Consider the following 21,682-nt stretch of genomic DNA (forward strand, 5'->3'; position numbering starts at 1 on the left):
GAAGCTAATAAAAAGCTTCTCCTGATAGTTTTTCTTTCCTTGCATGACACAATATACTAATAATCAGTATATTAAACAAATTTATTGTTTGTTAGGCATGTAGTCGTGCAACAGCCACTTTAGCCAAACGGCAATGAATGTAACAAATAGCAGACAAATTCATTGGCGTTCCTTTATGGGTCGGATAAGGATAAAATAAGAAGTTAAGGGCTTTAGCCAAAAATCAGCAGGTTAGCGATAATTGGATTTGTACTCGTTTTGGGCTTATTTCCCATGTATATTATAAAAATTATAATCCGTCATTGGGGCATCGGTAAAGCCGAGGTTGCGGCCCATGGTTACAATTTGCCCGCGATGGTAGGTGCTGTGGTTCATTACCTGCATAATGTATTCAAAATTCTGAAAGTCACATTGAAACCAGGGATTAATAACCATCGTGTTTTCTTCAATCTGCTGGTTAGTCATTGATTCAATATAATCTGCAAACTCGTCGGAATTCTCAACCAGCCCTTTAAAGGCATCTTCAAGTGTGCTGTTAAATTCTTCAAATCCTTCCGATTCGGTTCTTTTTATGTTTGATAGCCAATACCGTTGCGTATTCCAGATGTGCACAATAGTTGCTTTTATGGTAGTGAAGCTGGATGGCACTTCCTGTGCTAAAACATCAGCCGGTTTTGTGCGCAGCCAGTTTACAAGGGTTGCATTTGCCCAAAGATTGTAACCGGCATAATTTTTCATTAAATAAACAATCTGAGGTACGCTTGTTTCGATGGTTGATTCCTGCTGTTTCATAGTGATTTTGTTTTGATCTTATACAAAGGAAAGAAGGGCGGATGACAACCCTATGTCAGCAGTAAATTATAATAAGGAAATAATTTCAATTATGCGGGTTTTGAGATTGCGATGATTTAAATCTATCAGCTTATTGTACTACTTTAGTGCACATATGAGAATCCCCACTATTACCGGAATTATAGATAGGCGCATCCTGGTTAACTTCACAGTAGACCCGGATATTGCTAAGGCTATAGTGCCGTTTCCTTTCAAGCCTAAAATTGTTGATGGGAGGGCAATAGCAGGAATTTGCCTGATCAGGTTAAAACACGTGAGGCTAAAAGGGCTGCCGGCATTTATGGGTGTGGGATCTGAAAATGGCGCACACCGAATTGCTGTTGAATGGGAAGAGGGTAATCAGCTAAAGGAAGGTGTTTATATACCAAGAAGAGATACCTCTTCGCTGTTTAATGTGGCAACAGGCGGAAGAATATTCCCGGGCAGGCATTTCCGGGCAAAATTTGATGTAAAAGAGGGCGGCGGCAACTATCATATAGCATTCAAAAGCACTGATGGAACCACCATTAACATTGATGCAACAATAAAGGAAACATTTGGAGATCAATCGATATTTAAAGACTTAAATGCCGCCTCTGACTTTTTTAAAGCAGGATCTACGGGATACTCGCCCAATGGCAGCCGGTATGAGGGCCTATCGCTTAAAACTCATAAATGGGAAGTCAGGCCACTTGCGGTAAGCAATGTGGCATCGAGCTATTTTGAAAATAAACAATTATTTCCGGCTGGTTCAGTTATGTTTGATAATGCCTTGCTTATGGAAAATATACCGCATGAGTGGTCGTCTGTGTCAGACAAAATATGCTGTTAATATCTAAATAAAAATACACCCATGCGGCGCTTAATTAAAAATTAGCTTTTGCCTCCTTGGCGGTTTTACTAACCTGGCCAAGTGCATCTTCGGCATATTGTTTAGCCTTGTCGAACCAATCCGGCGCATTTTCTGCCAGGTCGTCAATAATTGAGCGGCCATCCGCGTTCTTTTTTGTTATGTAGTTAATACCGTAACCTACGGCAGCGCCAACTATAATGAATTTTAATATGCCCATGATTTTAAAGTTTTTTAATAAAACAGGATTTAGGGAAGAATGTTTTTGATCTGTTGTTGAAATGTTGTAAGGTTGAAATGTTGCAAAGTTGTATTATGTTAAAATTAACCTACAAGCCACTTGCTTTTTGGCAAATATGAAAGAACTTTTATAATAATGTAAGTGGTGATAAAAGTACATAATGCAATCAGCGGCATTTTGATTGCAGCACTGGTAAAGTATTCATCCAGGAAAGAATGATATGCGTTGAGCACCATAATATGGCAGAGGTAAATCCCATAGCTCTTTGCGGAAACATCAATAATAAGCCTTGTTAAACGCAGTGCTGTATTTTGAATTTTGATGTTTTTTATGAGCAGGAAAACTCCGGCAGTCATCATCGCTACGTTAATTGTTTCAAAACCCCATGTAAGTTCAAGGGTGTTCACATATTTTTCTGCAAGTAAGCCGTGTAAAAATCCGTAAGCTGTGATGGCATAACCTGTAATTATCAGCGTGACACCTGCCACATAATTCCATGTCCGGGGCTGCATGTGAAATTTTTTGATGTAATTAGCTAACACCGCATAACCTAAAAAACCTGAAAAATAATACAGCATGGGGGTATGGTTCCAATATTCTTCACCCCAAATTTTCGGGAATATCAAATGAATATAGGGCAGTGTAAAAGCAATGCCCCACAGCATTAAGTAGAACTCCATTCCCCTGCGGCTTGCTGTTTCTATCCATGGCGATAATATTGGCGCAAACAGGTACAAGCCCAGCAGCATGTATACAAACCACAGGTGTCCAATCTCAACACCATAATTTACGGGGATCTTAAGAATGTTTATCAACGTAGTGTTCAGATCCGCGCTCCCCATAAAATAATAATAAAAGGCATAAATGATACACCACAATACAAAAGGGATGGCCACCCGGCTCAACCGCTTTTTAAAAAATGTGCCGGTATTATTAACCGGGAACAAAAAAAATCCCGAGATCATTATGAACAGCGGAACGCAAATACGGCACAGGGAATTATACCAGCCCACTATATTAGCATCGGGTGTGTTTAATACTACGCCCTGGTTACCAACGTAATAAAACTCGCCGGTATGGATCTGTATTACCATGTAACAGGCAATAACCCTTAACAGGTCTAATGAATAATTGCGGGAAGGTTTAACGGTCGTCATTGGTCCTGGCTTAAATAAAAGATTAAGGTATTGAATCTTTTCTAATCCACAACAGATTAAAATCCGTTGCTACCAAATGTGCCGGGCCGATGGCCCTCTTAAAATAGGGTTTGGATTTATTACGCGATCAATCCGGGTGCGTTGCCTTGTCCGATCTTATATCTTATAACAACGGATTAAAATTCTGTAAGGCTGCTCCCCCCAATGCATGCCCTGCATTTTTATTTATCCATAATTCACATATTGCTCGTTAAAGCTGCCGTCATCATAAAAATCAATCAGACCATAGCCGGGTGCTGTTTCGCGTTTGTTGCCCTCCCACCAGGCACCGCTTACCGCGCCATTACATATATAGGTTACATTGTTGTAAACCACCTTGTCGCGCAGGTGAATGTGCCCGCTCAGGCACAGCTTTACATTTGGGTGCCTGTAAAAAAGATCGATTATTTTATTGGTATCGGTGTGCATATCGCCGCCAAGGATCTCCCATTTATTACTCCCGGCTGCAATATCATCAACCATTAACGTAGCCGACAGGATAGGAATGTGCGACAGTACGCAAACAGGCGTCGTGACAGGTGTTGATTTTAGCTCATTCTCCAGCCAGTTAAGCTGTTCATCACCCAGTTTGCCAATGTACCAGGTGTTGTCAATATCAAGGTGAACACTGTCCAGCATAATAAACTTCCAGCCACTCTTTGTAAAACTATAATAAGGCGAGGCAAGCTGCAGTTGGTCCATTGAATATTTTTTGCCATATACGGCCTGGCCCTTGTCATTTTCATTCCACCAGATATCGTGATTGCCTAAAACATAATGCATGGGCAGGCTGCAATCTGCTTTTATAGTTTTATGCCATAGGTTCCATTGTGTATTTATGGTATCCAGGTTCTCCTTGTTCATATCAAACACAACATCGCCGCCATTCAGTATAAAGTCGACCCCTTTTTGCTGCTGTGCATGGTGCAGGCATTTTGCAAAGCGTGCCGGGGCATCCCATTTGTCTTTCAAATGGATATCGGTAAGGTGTGCCACTCGTAAAACAGGTTTCCGGTCGGCGGCTGTACTTTTAAAAGGCAGGGCCGGGATCAATAACAGACCGCCAAGGCTTTTTAGGGCTGATCTTCTTTGCATAATTGAAGTTTTTTTTTGAAAAACGAAAGTAGGGATACAAAGTAAAATTTGAGTAAGATTTATATGAATAAAAAAATGAAGGGCTTGCCCCTGCGTTACATCACCGATAATTTTTTAACCCCCGGGTTCGCCATAAATACACAAAAAAGCACTACGATTAATTGGAACAGGCACATTTTCTTTATTCTTAAAATTTTACACAATTATAATCTCCGGTTCATAGTTATGTTTAAACCATATTGTATATTTACCCTCATCAGATGATAAGATGAACCAAAACCTAATTCCACGCAAAACATTAGCCGATGAAGTGGCGGCAAAATTACAGGAACAAATACTTAAAGGAACCTACAATGTAAATCAGAAGCTGCCGGTTGAAGCGGAGTTGATGAAGGCCTTTGGCGTGGGCCGGTCAACAATCAGGGAGGCCGTAAAGATCATGGTTAACTCCGGCTTTCTGCGGGTGCAGCAGGGTATAGGTACTTTTGTTGAGGATAGCTCGGGCATAAACGAGCCGCTTGGCCAGCGGTTAAAAAGGGCCTCTTCAAAAAACATTGACGAGGTTCGCGAGATCCTTGAAATGAAAATTGCAGAGAAAGCGGCAATGAACCGCACCGGTAACGATATCTCAAAACTTGAGCACTTTTTAAAAAAACGCACAAAAGCCGCCAATGATAATTTAATTGAAGATTGTATTGATGCGCATGTGAGCTTTTATATTGTACTTGCCGAGGCTTCAAAGAATGACATCCTCGCCGACCTATACAAACAATTTGCCGTGCAGCTAAAAAGCGACCTGATGAATACGCACCAGGACACCTCTTTTTTTAAAAACGGGCCGGATAATCACCACAAATTATTTGACAGCGTATTAAGGGAAGACCCTAAAATGGCCTGGTATTGGAGCGCTAAAATTACCGGGCAGATAACGAAATAACCCGGATTTTTAAATCCTCGGATGATGGGATGATGCGTTTTAATTTTTAATTTAGTGCAGGGCATAGCCCTGCGCTATTATATTTCGCCATTGCAGGGCTTTTGTTTATATCCCAGGTTTCGTGAAATAAAACAATCTTGAAGATGACTGTTTTAGACTCAGCGTGACCCTGGAAGGGTCTAATCTATCAGCGCAGGGCATCGCCCTGCGATATATTATAAGATATGGTATAATATTAAAACAACGAGATCTGCTGTGCTTTAAGCGCTACTCCCTTTGTTTGCGGGGTAACGGATCCTTCAATGGGACTTCCGATATAATAAACCTCCGTTTCCACATATCGCGAAGCAACAATAATATTTATTCCATCGGCGCAGTTGTCAAATAAGTCCTGTACCAACTGTGGGTCGTTGTTATTTTTTGACAGGTGGGATAACAGCAGGTGGGTCATAAACGATGGCTTATGCGCGGTAAAAAGCTCAAGTGCCTGTTTGTTTGATAAGTGGCCGTGCCCGCCGCGGATCCGTCGTTTTAAATGGTAGGGGTAGCCGCCCTTGTCGAGCATTTCGTCGTCATAATTAGCCTCCAAAAAAGCTGCGTGACATTGGCTGAAATGATGGATAAGGTTTTCGCAAACAAAGCCAATATCAGTAAACACGCCCACTTTAATATCCCGGCAGGTAATTAAAAAGCTGTGCGGGTTGCTGGCGTCATGCTGTTTGGGGAATGCGGAAACATGCAGTCCGCCTATGGTAATGGTTTCAAAAGCACCAAAAGCTATAACCAGCTCACTATCCAGCATTAAGCCGCCTCTTTGAAGTGTTGGCGGCGTAATGTAAACCGGCAGCCTGTACTTCTTTGCTATTACGGGAATGCCGTTGATATGGTCGGAGTGCTCATGCGATACAAAAATGGCCTTTACTTTTTGCATGGATAAGCCCAGCCGCAGCATCCTTCTCTCTGTTTCGCGGCAGGAGATCCCGGCATCAATCAACACAGCTTCGTGCTCGTTACCTACGTAATAGCAATTACCGTTACTCCCGGAATTTAATGATGCAATAAACAGCGACATATCTGTTACAAAGTAACGGTTTTTTTATTTCGGATTTCGGATGTTTGATTGCGGAATTTATTAAGGTTGAATTATTGATTTAGTGAATTAGTGATTGGCTTGATCGCAAATTATTGAATTAAGAAATTGAGTTTGCGAACTTAAACCATTCCGAAATCGGCAATCCGACTTTCGCATTTGAACAAAATCCGAAATCAAACATCCGACATCCGAAATCAAAAATATATCTTTACTCCTATGGATTCACCGATAACTTTACCTGTACTTGATGCCGCTGAACTTCGGGTGCTTGGCTCATTAATGGAAAAAAGTAAAACCACGCCCGATTATTACCCCATGACCATCAACAGCCTTACCCTGGCTTGTAATCAAAAAACATCGCGCAAGCCGGTTGTTAATTATGATGAAGATACCGTTGCCCAGGCTTTAAACACGCTCAAAAGGCGCGGACTAATCTCTACAGCAACCGGAGGTTCCATCCGCAGTGTAAAATACAAACACAATTTTGCCATCGTATTCCCGGTGTTGCCATCCGAGGTTGCCATTATTTGCCTGTTGATGCTGCGCGGCCCGCAAACACCTGGTGAGATAAATACCAATTCGGGCAGAATGTATGAGTTTGAATCGATAGAAGAAGTACAGGAAAAACTGGAACGGTTAAGCAGCGCCGAAATGCCATTTTTAATGCAGCTGCCCCGCAGACCGGGACAAAAAGAAGTGCGTTATGCCCACTTATTGTGCGGCGTACCCGAAGTAAATGATGATGATTTTAATGATGATGCACCGGTAAGCAAAAGCGGGCTTGAAGCAAGGGTAACCAGGCTGGAAACAGAGCTTGCAGAACTAAGGGAAGCCTTTGATAAGCTAATGAAAGAATTAAGTTAAAACTACAACGACTAAATATTATTTATAGGTTAAAAAACTTATTGGTGTGATGTTTGTTTGATTACTAAATTAAAACACCAAACTATATACCTATGAAGAAGTTAAGTTACGCGATCATGATCGCAATTGCAGCCTATGCATTCCAGGGCTGTAACAACACCAAAAAGGACGCGAAAGAAAGTGCCGACAGTTTGAACAAAACCAAGGACACGACTACCAACGCTGCTGCTACCGGTGGCATAGCGGTTGCTCCCGACGATGCTAAATTTGCTACGGATGCTGCCAACGGCGGTTTGACTGAAGTTACTTTAGGCAAGCTGGCCCAGTCAAAAACCAGCAATGCCCGGATTAAAAGTTTTGCTGATATGATGGTTACTGACCATTCCAAAGCAAACGACGAGCTAATGGGAATTGCCAAGGCAAAGAATATTACCCTTCCTGCAGCCCCTGACGCCGATCATCAAAAGAAAATAGACGACCTTTCAAAATTATCAGGTAAAAAGTTTGATAAAGCTTATGTTGATGCCATGGTTGACGGGCATAAGAAAACACTCGATCTGATGAACAAGGGTGCAAAAGACTGCAAGGATAGTGAGCTAAAAGCCTTTGCTGCTAAAACTGCCCCCATAGTACAAATGCACCTTGATGCGATCAATAAGATCCATGATAGCATGAAATAATATTAGCGAAACTCGCTGCTAAGGGGAATGGAGATTATGCCTATTCCCCTTTTATGTAAAACCATTGCTTCATTTCCCCCTTAAATACCGTGAACCAAATTGAATCATCTTGTACGGAATTGTATAAGCCGGATAGCTTTTGATGTGTTAATTTTGTACAGAGGTTTAGAAAAAAGCGCCCGTCGCTTCATAAAATTTGGTGGGGACACGGATAAGTAAGGGGCACAAAACATACTTAATTAGTGTTATTTCAGCTAATCTCACCAGGCAGGATTTCCGTACAGGGAATCCTGTTTTTTTGTGCATTGTTTTTAAATTCCAATATTTGCCTAATAGCGACGGGGTTCAAATCAGGGAACGAACATCATCTATCGCGCAGGTCGTCGACCTGTGCGAAACAAGGCATTAATCCATCATTGGGATATGTTTTGAACATAGGTTGCAAGCCATCGCTATAAATGCTATTATCAAAACGCCATGAAAACCCTTACCGATCTTCTTTTATTAGGCGATCAGCGCCTTTATGAAACCTGTCAGCCTGTTTTAAAAGCAGAACTGCCGCTTGTTAAAAACTGGGTTGCCGATATGGATAATGTAATGAATGAAATACGGCAGAAATATAATTTTGGCCGGGCCATTGCCGCACCGCAGCTGGGTATTATGAAAAGGCTGATCTACATGAATATTGATAAGCCCGTAGTATTCATAAACCCGGAGCTAAATGATGTGAGCGCCGATCTGTTTGAGCTTTGGGACGATTGCATGAGTTTTCCTAACTTATTGGTGAAAGTGAAAAGGCACCGGTCGTTAACCATTAATTATTTGGATGAAAACTGGGAGCCGCATGAATGGAAAATGGAAGGAGCGCTGTCTGAACTTTTACAGCATGAGTATGACCATTTAAACGGCATACTTTGTACCATGCGTGCAATTGATGAAAAATCTTTTAAGTGGAGACCCTGATTGTTTTCGTGTAATCCACAAACATATATCATTTAAAAACTTTGCCATTGTTATCCCATCTCAACGAAACTACGCGGGTACTTTTCTACACAGAAGTTTATATAATTCAACAATGACCCGGAGGGTTTACCGGGTCATGGCACCTGGTGGAAATTAAGACCTGACTGATAAAACAGGGACACAATAGCCCAACGGGGCGGGCTGACAAGCGTTCTTTATTAACATTCAACCAGTAAGTATTATATGCTTCAATTTATTTTAACTTTAACCCACATTTATACCGGGCAGCATCCTTATAACCAATTATGAAACGCTATTTATTAATTCTCCTATCCATTGCCATGCTTACAGCTTTTAAATCCGTTCAACAAACAGGCTCATTTGATAATTTCCCGGCATACGCCGGGAACGATCTCGGAGTTAGCTATTCTCCTGAAAAAACTACTTTTAAAGTGTGGGCGCCAATGGCATCTGAAGTAAAACTGAGGTTATATGATGCCGGCAATGGCGGACAAGCCATCAGCACCGTCAGCATGGTTAAAAGCATCAGCGGCACCTGGCAGAACATCATCAATAAAGACCTTAAAAACAAATACTACACCTTCCAGGTTATGCAGGATGGGAAGTGGCTGATGGAATGCCCCGATATTTATGCAAAGGCTGTTGGTGTTAATGGCGCACGCGGAATGGTGGCTGATATGGCGCTAACCAACCCAACCGGCTGGCAAAACGATAAAAAACCCGCGCTTAAAAGCTTTACAGATATTGTACTTTATGAACTGCACATCCGCGATATTTCTATCAGCCCAAACTCAGGCATAAAAAACAAAGGTAAATTTTTAGGCCTTGCTGAAACCGGCACCAAAAGCCCGGATGGAGAACCCACCGGGCTTGATCACATCAAACAGCTTGGCGTAACGCATGTGCACCTGCTGCCCGCATTTGATTTTAATTCGATAGATGAAACAAAGCCCGAAGCCAATAAATATAACTGGGGATATGATCCGTTAAATTACAACGTGCCCGAGGGTAGCTATTCAACAAACCCTTACGATGGCAATGCGCGGATAAAGGAATTTAAAACAATGGTGCAGGCCCTGCATAAAAATGGATTAAGGGTAATATTGGATGTGGTTTATAACCATACCAGCGATACCAAAAACTCAAACTTTAACCAGTTTGCGCCGAATTATTTCTATCGCCAAAATGCAGATGGCTCCTACTCCAATGCTACGGGCTGCGGCAACGAGGTGGCATCTGAAAGGGCTATGGTGCGTAAGTTTATAATAGAATCTATAGTGTATTGGGCAAAGGAATACCACCTTGATGGTTTCCGGTTTGATTTGATGGGAGTGCATGATATAGAAACAATGAACCAGGTCAGCGCTGCGCTTCATAAAATTGACCCCACCATTTTTATTTATGGCGAAGGCTGGACGGCAGGAGACAGTCCGCTGCCCGAAGATCAGCGTGCCATAAAAAAGAATGCGGCCAAACTGAATGAGATAGCAGCATTCAGCGATGACATCCGCGATGGCCTGAAGGGCGGCTGGAGCGATCTGAAGGAAAAGGGTTTTGTAAGCGGCGCGGCAGGCAAAGCCGAAAGTGTAAAATTCGGAATTGTTGCATCAACGCCAAACCCACAGGTTGACTATACCAAAGTGAACTATTCAAAAGCGCCCTGGGCAGCGGAGCCTTTTCAAACTATAACCTATGCATCCTGCCATGATGATAACACGTTATTCGACAGGCTGAAAATTTCAAATCCGGGAGCATCAGAAGCCGATCTTATAAAAATGGATAAGCTGGCTAATGCGATAGTGTTAACTTCACAGGGAGTTTCCTTTTTGCACGCAGGGGCTGAAATGCTGCGGACCAAACAAGGTGTAGCTAATTCATATAACCAACCCGATTCTATCAACCAGATTGACTGGAGCCGCAAAACAAAATATAAGGCGGTTTTTAATTATTATAAAGGGCTTATTGCCTTGCGGAAAGATCATCCGGCATTCAGGATGGCGTCAACCAAAATGATCCAAACTAATTTAAAGTTTATAGATACCAGTGATCCCGGAATAATAGCCTATCAACTCAGCAATAATGCTAACGGCGATAGCTGGAAAAATATTCTGGTTGTGCTGAATGGCAATCCATCTGATAAAACAATAAAAATACCCGCCGGTAAATGGACATTGGTTGCAGATGAAAATACTATTAATGAGAAAGGGATAAAAGAGGTTTCTTCGGGCGATATAACCGTAACAGGTACTGCAGCTTATGTTTTATATGGTAATTAAGACAGGCATATAACAATAGGGCTTTTACAATAACTACCTGAAACCCATGTATTAATTGATGCATAGAAAATAGCACAAACTTTGCTTTTAGATTTTTTGTTATATTTGTATTGAACTTTTTTTTAATAATTAATCACGCATGACTACATTAACAGTTAAGATACCAGATGGTAAAGCTACTGATGTATCTCAATATATCCAGAATATTGGGGGAGAGGTGGTTAAGTCTAAAAAAGCCGCCGCTGAAATTGATGAAGATGATGAAGTGACACACGAACAATATTTTGGTGAAAACATTAAAAGGCTGATCAAAGCATTTAGTAAATAAATGACACCTGCATCAAAAGCCAAAATTCGTGTTCAAACAGGTGTTACTATTGTGTTAGGCTTTTTTGCCATTTATTTGATAGCTACCGAACCAAATAGTAGTGACAAAATAAAATGGGCTTATGGGATAATTGGGATAATTATAGGTTATTGGCTTAAGTAAGGTGTTTATAACTTAATCAGCCTGCGGGAACGTCCTATTGGACTTATCAATCAACTCATGCAACCAACTGGTAATTAACCTTCTTTATCAGGCTATTAATATCAAAGGGCTTGTGCAATACATCATCGGGCGCGCCTTTTTCATTTAATGATTCATCAATTGATTCGTCGCCCGAGCACATAATGACCGGCAAGTTTTGTGTGGATTTATTTAGCTTTATCAGCTGACAAATCTCTTTTCCGTTTATGCCGGGTAACACAGCATCTAAAATTATAAGGTCGGGGTGTTCTTTTTTAATAAGCTCAAATATTTTGCTGCCGCTTGATATGGCAAATACTTCATAGCCGTTGTTAATTAATATGTAGGTCATAACCTCAATCATTAACGTGTTATTATCCACTATTAATATTTTTTTTGCCACTAGCTTTCTTCTTTAATATTGCAGTTATTATTTACCTTGCAAAGGGCGTGCCATATCTAAATAATAAGCAATATAACTACTTAGTTATGAGGTTTTAACAATGCTGTGACTATATTTGCACAATAATAAGATTGATTAAGGGCTATAAATCACTTTTATTAAATTTGGTGGCTATAACAAACTACTTACGCTAAAATGGATAATATTAATATCAAAATACTTGCTAAAGAATTAAATATCTCAACGTCCACCATTTCAAGGGCATTTAATGGCAATTCTGATATTAATAAGGACACTAAAGAAAAAATTTTAGCGTATGCCCGTGAACATAATTTTTTGCCAAACCACTATGCGAGCAACCTGCGCGATAAAAAGAGCCGTACCCTTGCCGTAATTATACCCGAAATAACCAATGATTTCTTTTCACAGGCCATAAACGGCATTGAAGAGATTGCGCGCAAAAAAGGTTTTTACATTTTGCTTTATCGTACCGATGATGTTTTTGAAAAGGAAGTTTCATTTGTAAACTACCTTAACAACGGAAAGGTTGATGGCATTATCATGTCGGTATCCGGCGAGGCTAACGATCATAATTATTTGCGCAAACTTGAACAAAAAAATATTCCGGTAGTATTTTTTGACCGTGTTTATGAAGATATCGAAGCGGCCAAGGTTACTACTAATGACTATGACAGCAGCTTTGACGCTACTGAGCATTTGATTAAAGGCGGGTGCAAAAAAATAGCCTACCTGGTTGTAAACAAAAGCATCTCCATAGGTAAGGTGCGGATGCAGGGCTATATTGATGCGCTGCAAAAACACAACATTCCGTTTAATGATGAGCTGGTAATTGATTGCAGTAATGATGAAAAGATAAACTATGTAATACTAAAAAAGGTATTGGAAGAGATTAAACCCGACGGGATCTTCAGCTCGGTTGAGCGTTTGGCATTTGCCACCTATTATGTGTGTAACGATATGAATATCAATATCCCCCGCGATCTGAAGGTCATTAGCTTCTCCAGCCTGGGTATTGCGCCCTTATTATGCCCCCCGCTATCAACCATCACCCAGCCTGCCTATGAAATGGGCATTAAAGCCGCTAACCTGTTGTTTGATGAGCTGGAAAGTAAAGGACAGCCCGTCAGCAAAAAAGAGCATGTGCTGAAATCGAAGTTGTTTATCAGGAAGTCATCTGGTGGTTGATACTGAAGAAGTTTGCGGTTGCCGGTTTTCAGTTTGCAGTAAAGAAAAGGCAAACGAATCCGATAGACTAACTGCCACCTGCCCAATTGAAAAAGTTTGCAGTTTGCAGTAAAGAAAAGGCGAAATCCTAATAGACTAACTGCCAACTGCCCAATTGAAAAAGTTTGCAGTTTGCGGTAAGGAAAAGGCAGACGAATCCCGATAGACAAACTGCCAACTGCCCACTGTAAACTGCCAACTGCCAACTACTCCTTAACCGCTTCCTTCAAGGCTTTTTCCGCATCTTTTTCTTCGCTTCGCAGCCGTTTCTTTTCCTGGCGAATCTCCTTTTTGGTTTTTCCGGCGGTATCAATTAAAAGCTCTTTGCGCTTTTCTTCGTCTTTCAATTTCTGTATATCGGCCTTTAGTTTTGCTTTTACATCAACCTGTTTTACCTCTTCCTTTTTGGCTGTAGTATCCTTTTTGCCAAACAAACGCTGAAAAAACGAGGGCTTCTTTACTTCCGGCTCTAGAATAACTACCGGTGTTGCCTCGTCATCATCATTTTGGTTCATCAGGCTATCTGCTATGATGGTACTAACCGGGGCGATCTCACGCCGCATGCTTTCTTTTAAGCGCACGTCATAAAAGCCGTAATTGCTGCTATCGCGCTGGGCCTTGCCGTGCCCGGCCATCAAGTTACCTATCAGGTTAAAATAGCCGGAGAGCCCCGGCCTTAATGAGCCATCGGGCATAAATGAGTACAGGCCGGTTTTTGGGTGCGGAACAATGCTTGCCAGGTAAATACTTTCGCCAATGGTAAGTTCTGAGGGTGCTTTCCCGAAATAATACCTTGAAGCCTCACCAATGCCATACACATTATGCCCCCATTCAATAACATTAAAATAAACCTCCAGCATCCGGTTTTTACTCATAATGCGGTTATTCTCTATCAACCACACTATCAGGATCTCTTCGATTTTACGGGCCAGTGTTTTTTCGCGACTTAAAAAGGTGTTTTTAACCAGCTGCATGGAGATGGTGCTGCCACCGCGCTTAAATTTTTTGTCCTTAAAATCGGTAGCCAGTGATTTACGGATAGACTCCTCAACAAAACCATGATTGGTATAAAAAGAAGGGTCCTCGGCAGTCATTACAGCATTGCGCAGGTTTGGCGAAATGTCCTGTAATGGCGTATAGTACGAGTTTTCGGGCCCGATAATGTGCGGCCCCATTGGTTTTCCCTTTTCGTAGGGTGTATAAACAAAAGGCTTGTTCAGCCTGGTCAAATCGGTTCTGCCATATTTAACAATGTTAAAGCCCTGCTTATCCAGCCGCGAATCAAACTGAACGTCATCGGGCTTTTTGCTATTTAAAAATATATTGAGGTTATAATTTAATTTGCCCGCAACCTGCATCCCCTCCAATGATTCAAACATGCCTGATGGGAACGAATCGAAAACATCCTGGGCATTTTGCCAGCCGGTATTAAGCTTCAGCTCGTAAATTTTAACCGGGTTAAGCGTGTATTTTATATAAGGGTGGGCTGTTAATTTTTTTAGGTAGATGGTTGATGAGCTATCTAGCGATAAATAATTTTGCCCCACAAACATATTGGCATCAATACCCGCACTTGGCACAACAATATCATTGCTCGACAGGCCCGGCTGGTTAATAAGCAGATTTTTTACGCCCCAATAGCCGTAGATCCGGGTCTCGCCTTCACTATGCTCAACCTTGCTTAAACGGGTGCTCACGGTATCAAAAGTCACTTTTAAATGAAAGCGTTTTTCAATAAAGGGAATCTCCACTTTTTTTCCATCGGCATAAAGCTTAACATCAATGTCCTTGTCTGAAGGGTGCATACGGCCATCAAAATGCCATAGCGCCAGGCCATTATCTATGTTGATGATTGAGGTTAGGTGCCCGTCTTTTATTATTGCCGATTGTGCCAGTGCTGTAAAGCTGCCGCTATCGTTTTTAAAGGACACCAAAAAATTGTTCAGCTTAAGGTTATCCGGAATTTTATAAAGCAGCTGATTGATGAGGTTGCTGGATAGTTGTGAAAGATCAACTTTTGTTTTTACAGTAGTATCCCGCTTCTTTTTAAAAAGGAAGTCGAAATTTTTTACGTGCTTTATATCTGTCAGGTTTAAATGCCCTTTTTCCAGCTCAACATCAGCCAGTTTAACATCGCCAAATATCAGCGGGAACAGCTTAACGCTCACCTGGAACTGTTTGATGCTTAATAAGCTGTCGCGATGATCGGGCACTACCGTAATATCTGTAAACGCAACGGTGCTAAGTCCTGTAAAATGGGCTGATCCTATCTGGAGGTCTAAATTATAGGCGCTGCGGGCTTTTGCCTTTGCTTTAGCTATTGCGCTTTGAAGCAGGGTTTCGCGTTTGGAATAGGCAATATAACCGCCTATCAAAAACAGAACAAACAGGGAAGCGAATATAATTGCCGCAATCCGGATATATTTAGGATTAATGTGTATGTTTTTAAAATTGGGGCCCGGCATCTAATAATATTTATCCAAAACTAAACTAATTATCATCCGATACAAACGCGGGGAACAGTAAAATGTTTCTTTGGTTGGGGAAGTGATGATCAAATTTTTCCTGCACCACAGATACTTACGCCATTACCCTGCTGCTCAAGACCTCTTCATAAACACCATCCCACAAGCCTATCCGCTTTTGCAGGGCGATGATTGATGCTTTGGTTATCTCTTCCCATTTCTGAGGATCGTTGCCGCATAGTTCGGCGGTCATTTCCAATGCCAGGTGGCTGTGGTGATCACCGTCTACTTCTATATGCCGGTCAAGGTAGTATTTAAATTGGGATACCTGCCCCGGAAATTTACTGTTCAAATCATTAACTATTGAAAGGAACATGTTAGGGATAAGGTCTTCCCTGCCAAATGTAAAAACCGCTGCCTGCAGATGAGGCTTGCCACTGTTTATTACTTCAAACGTATGCTCAACAAAGTCACGTACCGTTACCGGGACATCTAAAGCATTGAAAGCCGCGTTAACATCGCCGGAGTTTTTAAGCACAGCAATAAAATCAAGAAAAGCTACCGGCTCCGCACCGCATTGCTGCATGGCCTCCAAATACATTTCATAATGGCTTTTGCGATTGCCTTCGCTATCCAGATCGGATTCTTCCCCGGTTACTATCTCGTTAATTAAATACCTGGTATTTGCTGAACCTACCGGGAACCACGGCACAGCGGTACAGGTTAAGTTTTGCTGCAAAGCTTTCAGCAGTGACATAAAATCCCAAACAGCATAAATATGATGGTTCATAAAAATACCGAGATCGTCAATATTGGTTATTAAGCCGTAAACTTTATGGTTAATTATCTGCTGCCTTAAAGGCTCAATAGCCTGCTGTAGTTTCTTTATTTGCTCGTTCATCTGCTTTCCGGGTGCTTTAATGCCACAAAGGTAGCTATTTGAAGGGAATTGGTTTGACCCATTACGCGCTCTTGATTTAAGGATGACAATGATTAATTTCTGCAAGTTAAAGCATTCGGAAAATCCTTAAATCTGGCGAACGGCGAAGCTCTCTTGAACACCTTTAAAACAATCCACTTGTGAAAAATCATGGAACAAAAACACCGCCATGCTACTAAAAACACGCTATTTCTGTCAAACCTGCGTTACAGCAATCCAACAATAAAACAATACAACTATATTTGAGGCTTTTACTGATCTCATAAATGAAAAAAATACTGACCGCTCTTTTAAGCTGCGCAACCGTAATGGCGTCGGCTCAAACAAAAACTAACGACAATTTAGTTCAATACGTTAAGCCTATTATAGGTACACAACGGATGGGCCATGTGTACCCGGGTGCTACGGTGCCTTTTGGTATGGTGCAGCTTAGTCCGGAAACAGATACACCCAGCTATGAGCTGAACGGCAAATACAACCCGGATGTGTATAAATATTGCGCCGGTTACCAGTATGATGATAGAACGATAGTTGGCTTTAGTCACACCCATTTTAGCGGTACCGGCCACAGTGACCTTGGAGATTTTTTAATAATGCCAACTGTTGGCAAATTGCAGCTTAACCCTGGCACGGCCGATAAACCGGGCAGCGGTTACCGCTCGGCTTTCTCGCATGATAATGAGGTGAGCGCGGCAAATTACTACAAAGTAAAGCTTGATGCCAGCGGCATTATCGCTGAAATGACCACCAGCACCCGCGTGGGCTTTCACCAGTATACTTTCCCAAAATCAGATAATTCACATATTATTTTGGACCTGATGGCCGGCATTTATAACTATCCTGATAAAAACGTGTGGACGTATTTACGCATGGTGAATGACAGTACCGTTGTAGGTTACCGCTCAACCAATGGCTGGGCCCGTACTCGCACACTGTATTTCGCCATGACGTTTAATAAGCCTTTTATCCAGATGGGGTATAAAAAGTTTGATAAGCGCGAAGTCTACGGTGGCTTTTGGGGCAAGTTTGCAAGGGTGAAAAACTTCCCTGACCTGGCTGGCCGTCAGCTAAAAACCTACTTCGACTTTAAAACAGAAGAAGGCGAAAAGATAAAAATAAAATTCGCCTTGTCGCCGGTGAGCATTGATGGCGCACTGAACAACATGAAGGCAGAGATTCCGGGCTGGGATTTTGATAAAGTGAAAAATGACGGCCAGGCGCAATGGGAAGCCGAGCTTCATAAAATAGTAATAGATGGAAGCAAGGACGAAAAGGAAGATTTTTATACTTCCATGTACCACGCCATGATAAACCCTACCATTTACATGGATGCCGACGGCCAGTATAAAGGAATTGATCAGAACGTGCACAAAGCCGAAGGGTTTACCAATTATACCACCTTTAGCCTTTGGGACACGCACCGTGCCCTGCATCCCCTGTTTAACATCATCGACCCAAAAAGAAACTCTGACATGGTGCAATCAATGATGGCCCATTTTGACCAGAGCCCGGAGCATATGCTGCCAATATGGAGTAACAGCGCAAATGAAAACTGGTGCATGAGCGGCTATCACAGCGTGTCTGTCCTTGCCGATGCTGTGATTAAAGGCAATGCCCCTTTTGACGCCAATAAGGCGCTGGATGCCTGCGTGGCAACTGCGCGTCACCGCGATTACGAAGGGATAGGTTATTATATGGACATGGGCTATATTCCTGATGAAAAGAACGGTAACTCAGTATCATCAACCCAGGAATATGCTTATGATGACTTTTGCATTGCGCAGATGGCTAAAAAGTTAAACCGGATGGATATTTACGAGGATTTTAACAAGCGCGCACAAAACTGGAAAAACGTTTACGACCCTAAGAGCGGGTTCATGCATCCTAAACTGGCTGATGGCACCTTCCGCAAAAATTTCGATCCGTTCACCACCATTAACCAGGGCTTTATTGAAGGCAACGCCTGGAACTACACGCTGTATGTTCCGCATGATCCGGAAGGGCTGATAAAAATGATGGGCGGCGACAAGCGTTTTATAACGTATGTAGATAGTCTTTTCAGCTACAACCTGCCTGATAAATACTTTGCCGAAACCGAAGACATTACTAAAGACGGCATCATAGGCAACTACGTGCATGGCAACGAGCCATCGCACCACGTAGCTTATTTGTACGACTGGACTAATAAACCATGGAAAGCGCAGGACAAGATCCGCATGATATTAAAGCGCATGTACAAACCAACGCCTGATGGTTTGGGTGGTAATGATGATACCGGTCAAATGAGCGCCTGGTACATATTCAGTTCGCTGGGCTTTTACCCGGTTGCCCCGGCAACGGACCAGTATGCTATTGGCAGCCCGGCGGTAAATCATGCGGTGATCCAGGTAGGCGATGGCAAGACCTTTACCATCAATGTAAAAAATCAAAGCGATAAAAACGTTTATATCCAAAAGATAACCCTTAACGGCCAGCCGCATAACAGTTTATTTTTATCCCATGCCGATATTATGAACGGCGGCGAGATCACGTTTGTGATGGGTGCGAAACATAGGTAGGGAGAGATTAGAGGTTAGTTAATTAGAGATTAGATAAGAATTATTAGCGGAGCATTGATAACTTTTAAAGTTGTCAATGCTCTTTTGCTTTTAATGAATTGCATTTTTTAGTAAATTTGGATATGGAAGCGTTGATTGTTTATCCGACTAAAGATCAGGCAAAAGCTGTAAAGGCATTTCTGAAAGCACTTCATGTTCCGTTTGGAAAAAAACAGGAAGTAGTGCCACCTCATGTTTTGGCCGGCATAAAAAAAGGGCAGGAAAGTGTTAAAGAAGGGAATACGCGGACTTTTTTAGAATTTAAAAAAGCTATTAATGATGCCACTTTTTCTGAGTATTCAAAATTACTGGATAGTACAGGTAATGAGGCAATGAAAAACGGCCTAACTCCGGAGATATTAGAAGGTTTATTGGCCTCTAATGATTAAAATATTTGTTTTTTGATGCCAATAGCCTGATTAGTGCTAATCTTTCACCAAACTCTGTTAATCGGCAGGCTTACGATAAAGCCCGCGAAATTGGAATTCCTGTTTATTCTGATTCAACATTAAAAGAGTTTTCCGAAACATTGATTCGGCCAAAGTTTGATAAATACATTTCTAATGAAAGCAGGCTCAATGCCATTACTGCTTTTACAAAAACAGCACAACTAATAAATGTTTCAATAAATATTACCATTTGCCGGGATCAGAAAGACAATAAATTCCTTGAATTAGCTGTTGAAGCAGAGGCCACCTGTATTATAACCGGCGATAAAGATCTGCTTGTTTTGAATCCCTTTGAAAATATTCCAATAATGTCTGCAGCGGATTTTCTGAAGATATTTTAATTCTGCGATATTCTCCGATGGAATCCAAATAGGAATATTGCGGTTTTCTACAAACAGGACAAGACAATCAGCATTAAAACATTTAACAAACTCCATCGGAGCCCCTCCAAATTTGCTTAGCGAGCCCTAAGAAAAATCATTTATTTTAGTGCGTTTGCCCTGCTATGCGAAATGGTAACAATCAAATTATTTGTAAGTTTGAATAGGCAACAACCAAACAAAAGCATTATGAAGCGGATAACATTGGAAGTGGATGATGAAACAGCAAAAGCGTGGCGCAGTATTTCTTCAGCGTTGCGCAAACAGATCACTGAAGCCATTGGGGAATTGATTATTCAATCAGATAAAAAAATTAAGGAAACTACTCTTGAAAGTCATTTACAGGATGCCGGAACGGTGGCAGGCACAAACGGGCTTACGGATGAAGGGCTGGCTAAATTATTAGATGAAGAGGGATAAAGAACGCGGGCTATATTAGTGTAAAAATTTAATCATTATGAAACCGTCTTTATTAGCAATGGTATTTTTAGTTTTCTGTGGATTGATTGGCTGCAGCAAATCGGAGATGATTGAGCCGGGCAGCCTGGTTACAAAATGGGTACTGGTAAAAGATTCGTCAGGATACATAGTGGGGGCCGGGGGCTGGGATACAACTAGCTATATAGGGGTAGCCGGTGATTATTTCGATTTCAGGAATGATGGTAAATGTTACACCAAAGAAGGAAATGTTTACGACACGTTAGCCTATCAATTGGCGGGCAGCAACAAGGTAACCATAGCTAAATTCGGTCCCAACATAAATGGTGAAAATTCACCAAGTACCATTGATCCGTTTACAGAGCATAGAGCCACAATTACAAGCCCGGATATTATTACCCCGGGCGGAACATCGTTCAGGGTGGTTAATTTAAAAAAGTGATTTTTGATTTCGGAATTCGGATGTTCGATTTTTCGTGACAATTTGTTTTTTAATGGTGCTCAAGAGGGCTTTGCCGTTTCGGATTTGTTAATTTTGATGGTTCCAACTAAATCAACCTAATCCAACTTACTCAACCCAATCAACTTAACTTTACCCCGCCATATAATGCATTTCGTTAGCGGTAAGCTTGTTCACCATATCTTTTAAAATAGTACGGGCGCGGTGCAGGTTTGTGCGCGACAACAGCTCGGTCATTCCTAATTTGCTGCCAATTTCCTGGTGCGAGTAGCCTTCAATGGCATACATATTAAATACCGAGCGATAGGTTTGCGGCAGCTTCTGGATCATTTTCATCAGGTCTTTTGCTTCAAGTCCGTGGGCGTTATAACCGCTGCTGAACCCGCTGTTCTCTTCGGTAAAGTCTTCTACCAAAACCAATGGTTTTAGCTTGCGGTATCGTGATATGGCACAATGAACCATAATGCGGCGGATCCATCCTTCAAGGTTTCCATCTCCACGGAAATTGTGTGCATTTTTGAACATCTTTATAAAGCCTTCCTGTAAAATATCCTGGGCTTCGTCTTTATCATGGGCATAGCGCATACACACAGCCAGCATCCTGGGCGCTAAGGTTTTATATAACAGCTCCTGTTGTTTCCGGTCGTTTTTCAGGCACCCTTCCCAAATTTCAGCCAATTTTATATCGGTGGTCATCATCTTGTTGTATTTTGTACTACTATGCCAATATTGATACCCAGATTTTAAATA

At 41.7% G+C, this 21,682-nt stretch carries 23 protein-coding genes; 14 read left to right on the forward strand and 9 right to left on the reverse strand.

Going from position 1 to position 21,682, the window contains the following annotated elements; genetic code table 11:
• Positions 1–264: 264 nt before the first annotated feature.
• Positions 265–792, reverse strand: coding sequence for a DinB family protein (locus JWQ54_RS20440; protein ID WP_299588704.1), 528 nt, complete (start codon positions 790–792; stop codon positions 265–267).
• 154 nt (positions 793–946) lie between these two features.
• Between JWQ54_RS20440 and JWQ54_RS20445 the strand changes: the two genes are divergently transcribed.
• Positions 947–1,663 (forward strand): DUF2071 domain-containing protein, encoded by a 717-nt coding sequence (locus tag JWQ54_RS20445; protein ID WP_299588707.1) that lies wholly within the window; start codon positions 947–949, stop codon positions 1,661–1,663.
• Between the two features lie 34 nt (positions 1,664–1,697).
• Here the strand turns inward: JWQ54_RS20445 and JWQ54_RS20450 are convergent, their stop codons facing one another.
• The 3 genes from JWQ54_RS20450 to JWQ54_RS20460 all read right to left on the reverse strand — a co-directional run bounded on the left by JWQ54_RS20450 (position 1,698) and on the right by JWQ54_RS20460 (position 4,213).
• Positions 1,698–1,901: a YtxH domain-containing protein gene (locus JWQ54_RS20450; RefSeq protein WP_299588710.1), complete on the reverse strand. Its 204-nt coding sequence runs from the start codon at positions 1,899–1,901 to the stop codon at positions 1,698–1,700.
• A 104-nt stretch (positions 1,902–2,005) separates the two neighbouring features.
• Positions 2,006–3,079 carry an acyltransferase family protein gene (locus JWQ54_RS20455; protein WP_299588712.1) on the reverse strand — a complete coding sequence of 358 codons (1,074 nt, stop codon included), beginning with the start codon at positions 3,077–3,079 and terminating at the stop codon, positions 2,006–2,008.
• A 225-nt stretch (positions 3,080–3,304) separates the two neighbouring features.
• Positions 3,305–4,213 (reverse strand): metallophosphoesterase, encoded by a 909-nt coding sequence (locus JWQ54_RS20460; protein ID WP_299588715.1) that lies wholly within the window; start codon positions 4,211–4,213, stop codon positions 3,305–3,307.
• Positions 4,214–4,481: 268 nt separating this feature from the next.
• On the opposite strand from JWQ54_RS20460, the gene JWQ54_RS20465 reads away from it, so the two are divergent.
• Positions 4,482–5,150, forward strand: coding sequence for a GntR family transcriptional regulator (locus JWQ54_RS20465; protein WP_299588716.1), 669 nt, complete (start codon positions 4,482–4,484; stop codon positions 5,148–5,150).
• 235 nt (positions 5,151–5,385) lie between these two features.
• Here JWQ54_RS20465 and JWQ54_RS20470 read toward each other — a convergent pair whose 3' ends face one another.
• Positions 5,386–6,222 (reverse strand): MBL fold metallo-hydrolase, encoded by an 837-nt coding sequence (locus JWQ54_RS20470; RefSeq protein ID WP_299588719.1) that lies wholly within the window; start codon positions 6,220–6,222, stop codon positions 5,386–5,388.
• 237 nt (positions 6,223–6,459) lie between these two features.
• Here JWQ54_RS20470 and JWQ54_RS20475 point away from each other — a divergent pair, with 237 nt between their 5' ends.
• The 6 genes from JWQ54_RS20475 to JWQ54_RS20500 all read left to right on the forward strand — a co-directional run bounded on the left by JWQ54_RS20475 (position 6,460) and on the right by JWQ54_RS20500 (position 11,537).
• The gene (locus tag JWQ54_RS20475) at positions 6,460–7,107 is read left to right on the forward strand and encodes a YceH family protein (RefSeq protein ID WP_299588721.1); all 648 of its coding nucleotides are present in this window, start codon (positions 6,460–6,462) and stop codon (positions 7,105–7,107) included.
• Positions 7,108–7,199: 92 nt separating this feature from the next.
• Positions 7,200–7,787: a DUF4142 domain-containing protein gene (locus JWQ54_RS20480; RefSeq protein WP_299588723.1), complete on the forward strand. Its 588-nt coding sequence runs from the start codon at positions 7,200–7,202 to the stop codon at positions 7,785–7,787.
• A gap of 477 nt (positions 7,788–8,264) precedes the next feature.
• On the forward strand, positions 8,265–8,750 hold the full coding sequence (locus tag JWQ54_RS20485; protein ID WP_299588725.1) for a peptide deformylase: 486 nt from the start codon (positions 8,265–8,267) through the stop codon (positions 8,748–8,750).
• Positions 8,751–9,055: 305 nt separating this feature from the next.
• The gene (gene pulA / locus JWQ54_RS20490; RefSeq protein ID WP_299588728.1) at positions 9,056–11,047 is read left to right on the forward strand and encodes a type I pullulanase; all 1,992 of its coding nucleotides are present in this window, start codon (positions 9,056–9,058) and stop codon (positions 11,045–11,047) included.
• A 139-nt stretch (positions 11,048–11,186) separates the two neighbouring features.
• Positions 11,187–11,375 (forward strand): hypothetical protein, encoded by a 189-nt coding sequence (locus JWQ54_RS20495; protein WP_299588730.1) that lies wholly within the window; start codon positions 11,187–11,189, stop codon positions 11,373–11,375.
• Positions 11,376–11,537, forward strand: coding sequence for a hypothetical protein (locus JWQ54_RS20500; protein ID WP_299588732.1), 162 nt, complete (start codon positions 11,376–11,378; stop codon positions 11,535–11,537).
• A 55-nt stretch (positions 11,538–11,592) separates the two neighbouring features.
• Here the strand turns inward: JWQ54_RS20500 and JWQ54_RS20505 are convergent, their stop codons facing one another.
• Positions 11,593–11,958 (reverse strand): PleD family two-component system response regulator, encoded by a 366-nt coding sequence (locus tag JWQ54_RS20505; RefSeq protein ID WP_367187123.1) that lies wholly within the window; start codon positions 11,956–11,958, stop codon positions 11,593–11,595.
• Between the two features lie 195 nt (positions 11,959–12,153).
• Between JWQ54_RS20505 and JWQ54_RS20510 the strand changes: the two genes are divergently transcribed.
• Positions 12,154–13,164: a LacI family DNA-binding transcriptional regulator gene (locus tag JWQ54_RS20510; RefSeq protein ID WP_299588734.1), complete on the forward strand. Its 1,011-nt coding sequence runs from the start codon at positions 12,154–12,156 to the stop codon at positions 13,162–13,164.
• A gap of 245 nt (positions 13,165–13,409) precedes the next feature.
• Here the strand turns inward: JWQ54_RS20510 and JWQ54_RS20515 are convergent, their stop codons facing one another.
• On the reverse strand, positions 13,410–15,668 hold the full coding sequence (locus tag JWQ54_RS20515; RefSeq protein ID WP_299588736.1) for a transglycosylase domain-containing protein: 2,259 nt from the start codon (positions 15,666–15,668) through the stop codon (positions 13,410–13,412).
• A gap of 115 nt (positions 15,669–15,783) precedes the next feature.
• Positions 15,784–16,569 (reverse strand): DUF3050 domain-containing protein, encoded by a 786-nt coding sequence (locus JWQ54_RS20520; protein WP_299588737.1) that lies wholly within the window; start codon positions 16,567–16,569, stop codon positions 15,784–15,786.
• Positions 16,570–16,874: 305 nt separating this feature from the next.
• Between JWQ54_RS20520 and JWQ54_RS20525 the strand changes: the two genes are divergently transcribed.
• The 5 genes from JWQ54_RS20525 to JWQ54_RS20545 all read left to right on the forward strand — a co-directional run bounded on the left by JWQ54_RS20525 (position 16,875) and on the right by JWQ54_RS20545 (position 20,914).
• Positions 16,875–19,166, forward strand: a complete 2,292-nt coding sequence (locus tag JWQ54_RS20525) for a GH92 family glycosyl hydrolase (RefSeq protein WP_299588739.1) — start codon at positions 16,875–16,877, stop codon at positions 19,164–19,166.
• A gap of 122 nt (positions 19,167–19,288) precedes the next feature.
• Positions 19,289–19,594, forward strand: coding sequence for a DUF2683 family protein (locus JWQ54_RS20530; RefSeq protein ID WP_299588742.1), 306 nt, complete (start codon positions 19,289–19,291; stop codon positions 19,592–19,594).
• 5 nt (positions 19,595–19,599) lie between these two features.
• The gene (locus JWQ54_RS20535; protein WP_299588743.1) at positions 19,600–19,995 is read left to right on the forward strand and encodes a putative toxin-antitoxin system toxin component, PIN family; all 396 of its coding nucleotides are present in this window, start codon (positions 19,600–19,602) and stop codon (positions 19,993–19,995) included.
• 228 nt (positions 19,996–20,223) lie between these two features.
• Positions 20,224–20,454: a hypothetical protein gene (locus JWQ54_RS20540; RefSeq protein ID WP_299588745.1), complete on the forward strand. Its 231-nt coding sequence runs from the start codon at positions 20,224–20,226 to the stop codon at positions 20,452–20,454.
• 37 nt (positions 20,455–20,491) lie between these two features.
• Positions 20,492–20,914 carry a hypothetical protein gene (locus tag JWQ54_RS20545; RefSeq protein WP_299588747.1) on the forward strand — a complete coding sequence of 141 codons (423 nt, stop codon included), beginning with the start codon at positions 20,492–20,494 and terminating at the stop codon, positions 20,912–20,914.
• Between the two features lie 150 nt (positions 20,915–21,064).
• Here the strand turns inward: JWQ54_RS20545 and JWQ54_RS20550 are convergent, their stop codons facing one another.
• The gene (locus tag JWQ54_RS20550) at positions 21,065–21,631 is read right to left on the reverse strand and encodes an RNA polymerase sigma factor (RefSeq protein ID WP_299588749.1); all 567 of its coding nucleotides are present in this window, start codon (positions 21,629–21,631) and stop codon (positions 21,065–21,067) included.
• Between the last annotated feature and the right edge of the window lie 51 nt (positions 21,632–21,682).

The sequence above is a fragment of the Mucilaginibacter sp. genome, assembly GCF_028288225.1.
Classification (GTDB): Bacteria; Bacteroidota; Bacteroidia; order Sphingobacteriales; family Sphingobacteriaceae; genus Mucilaginibacter.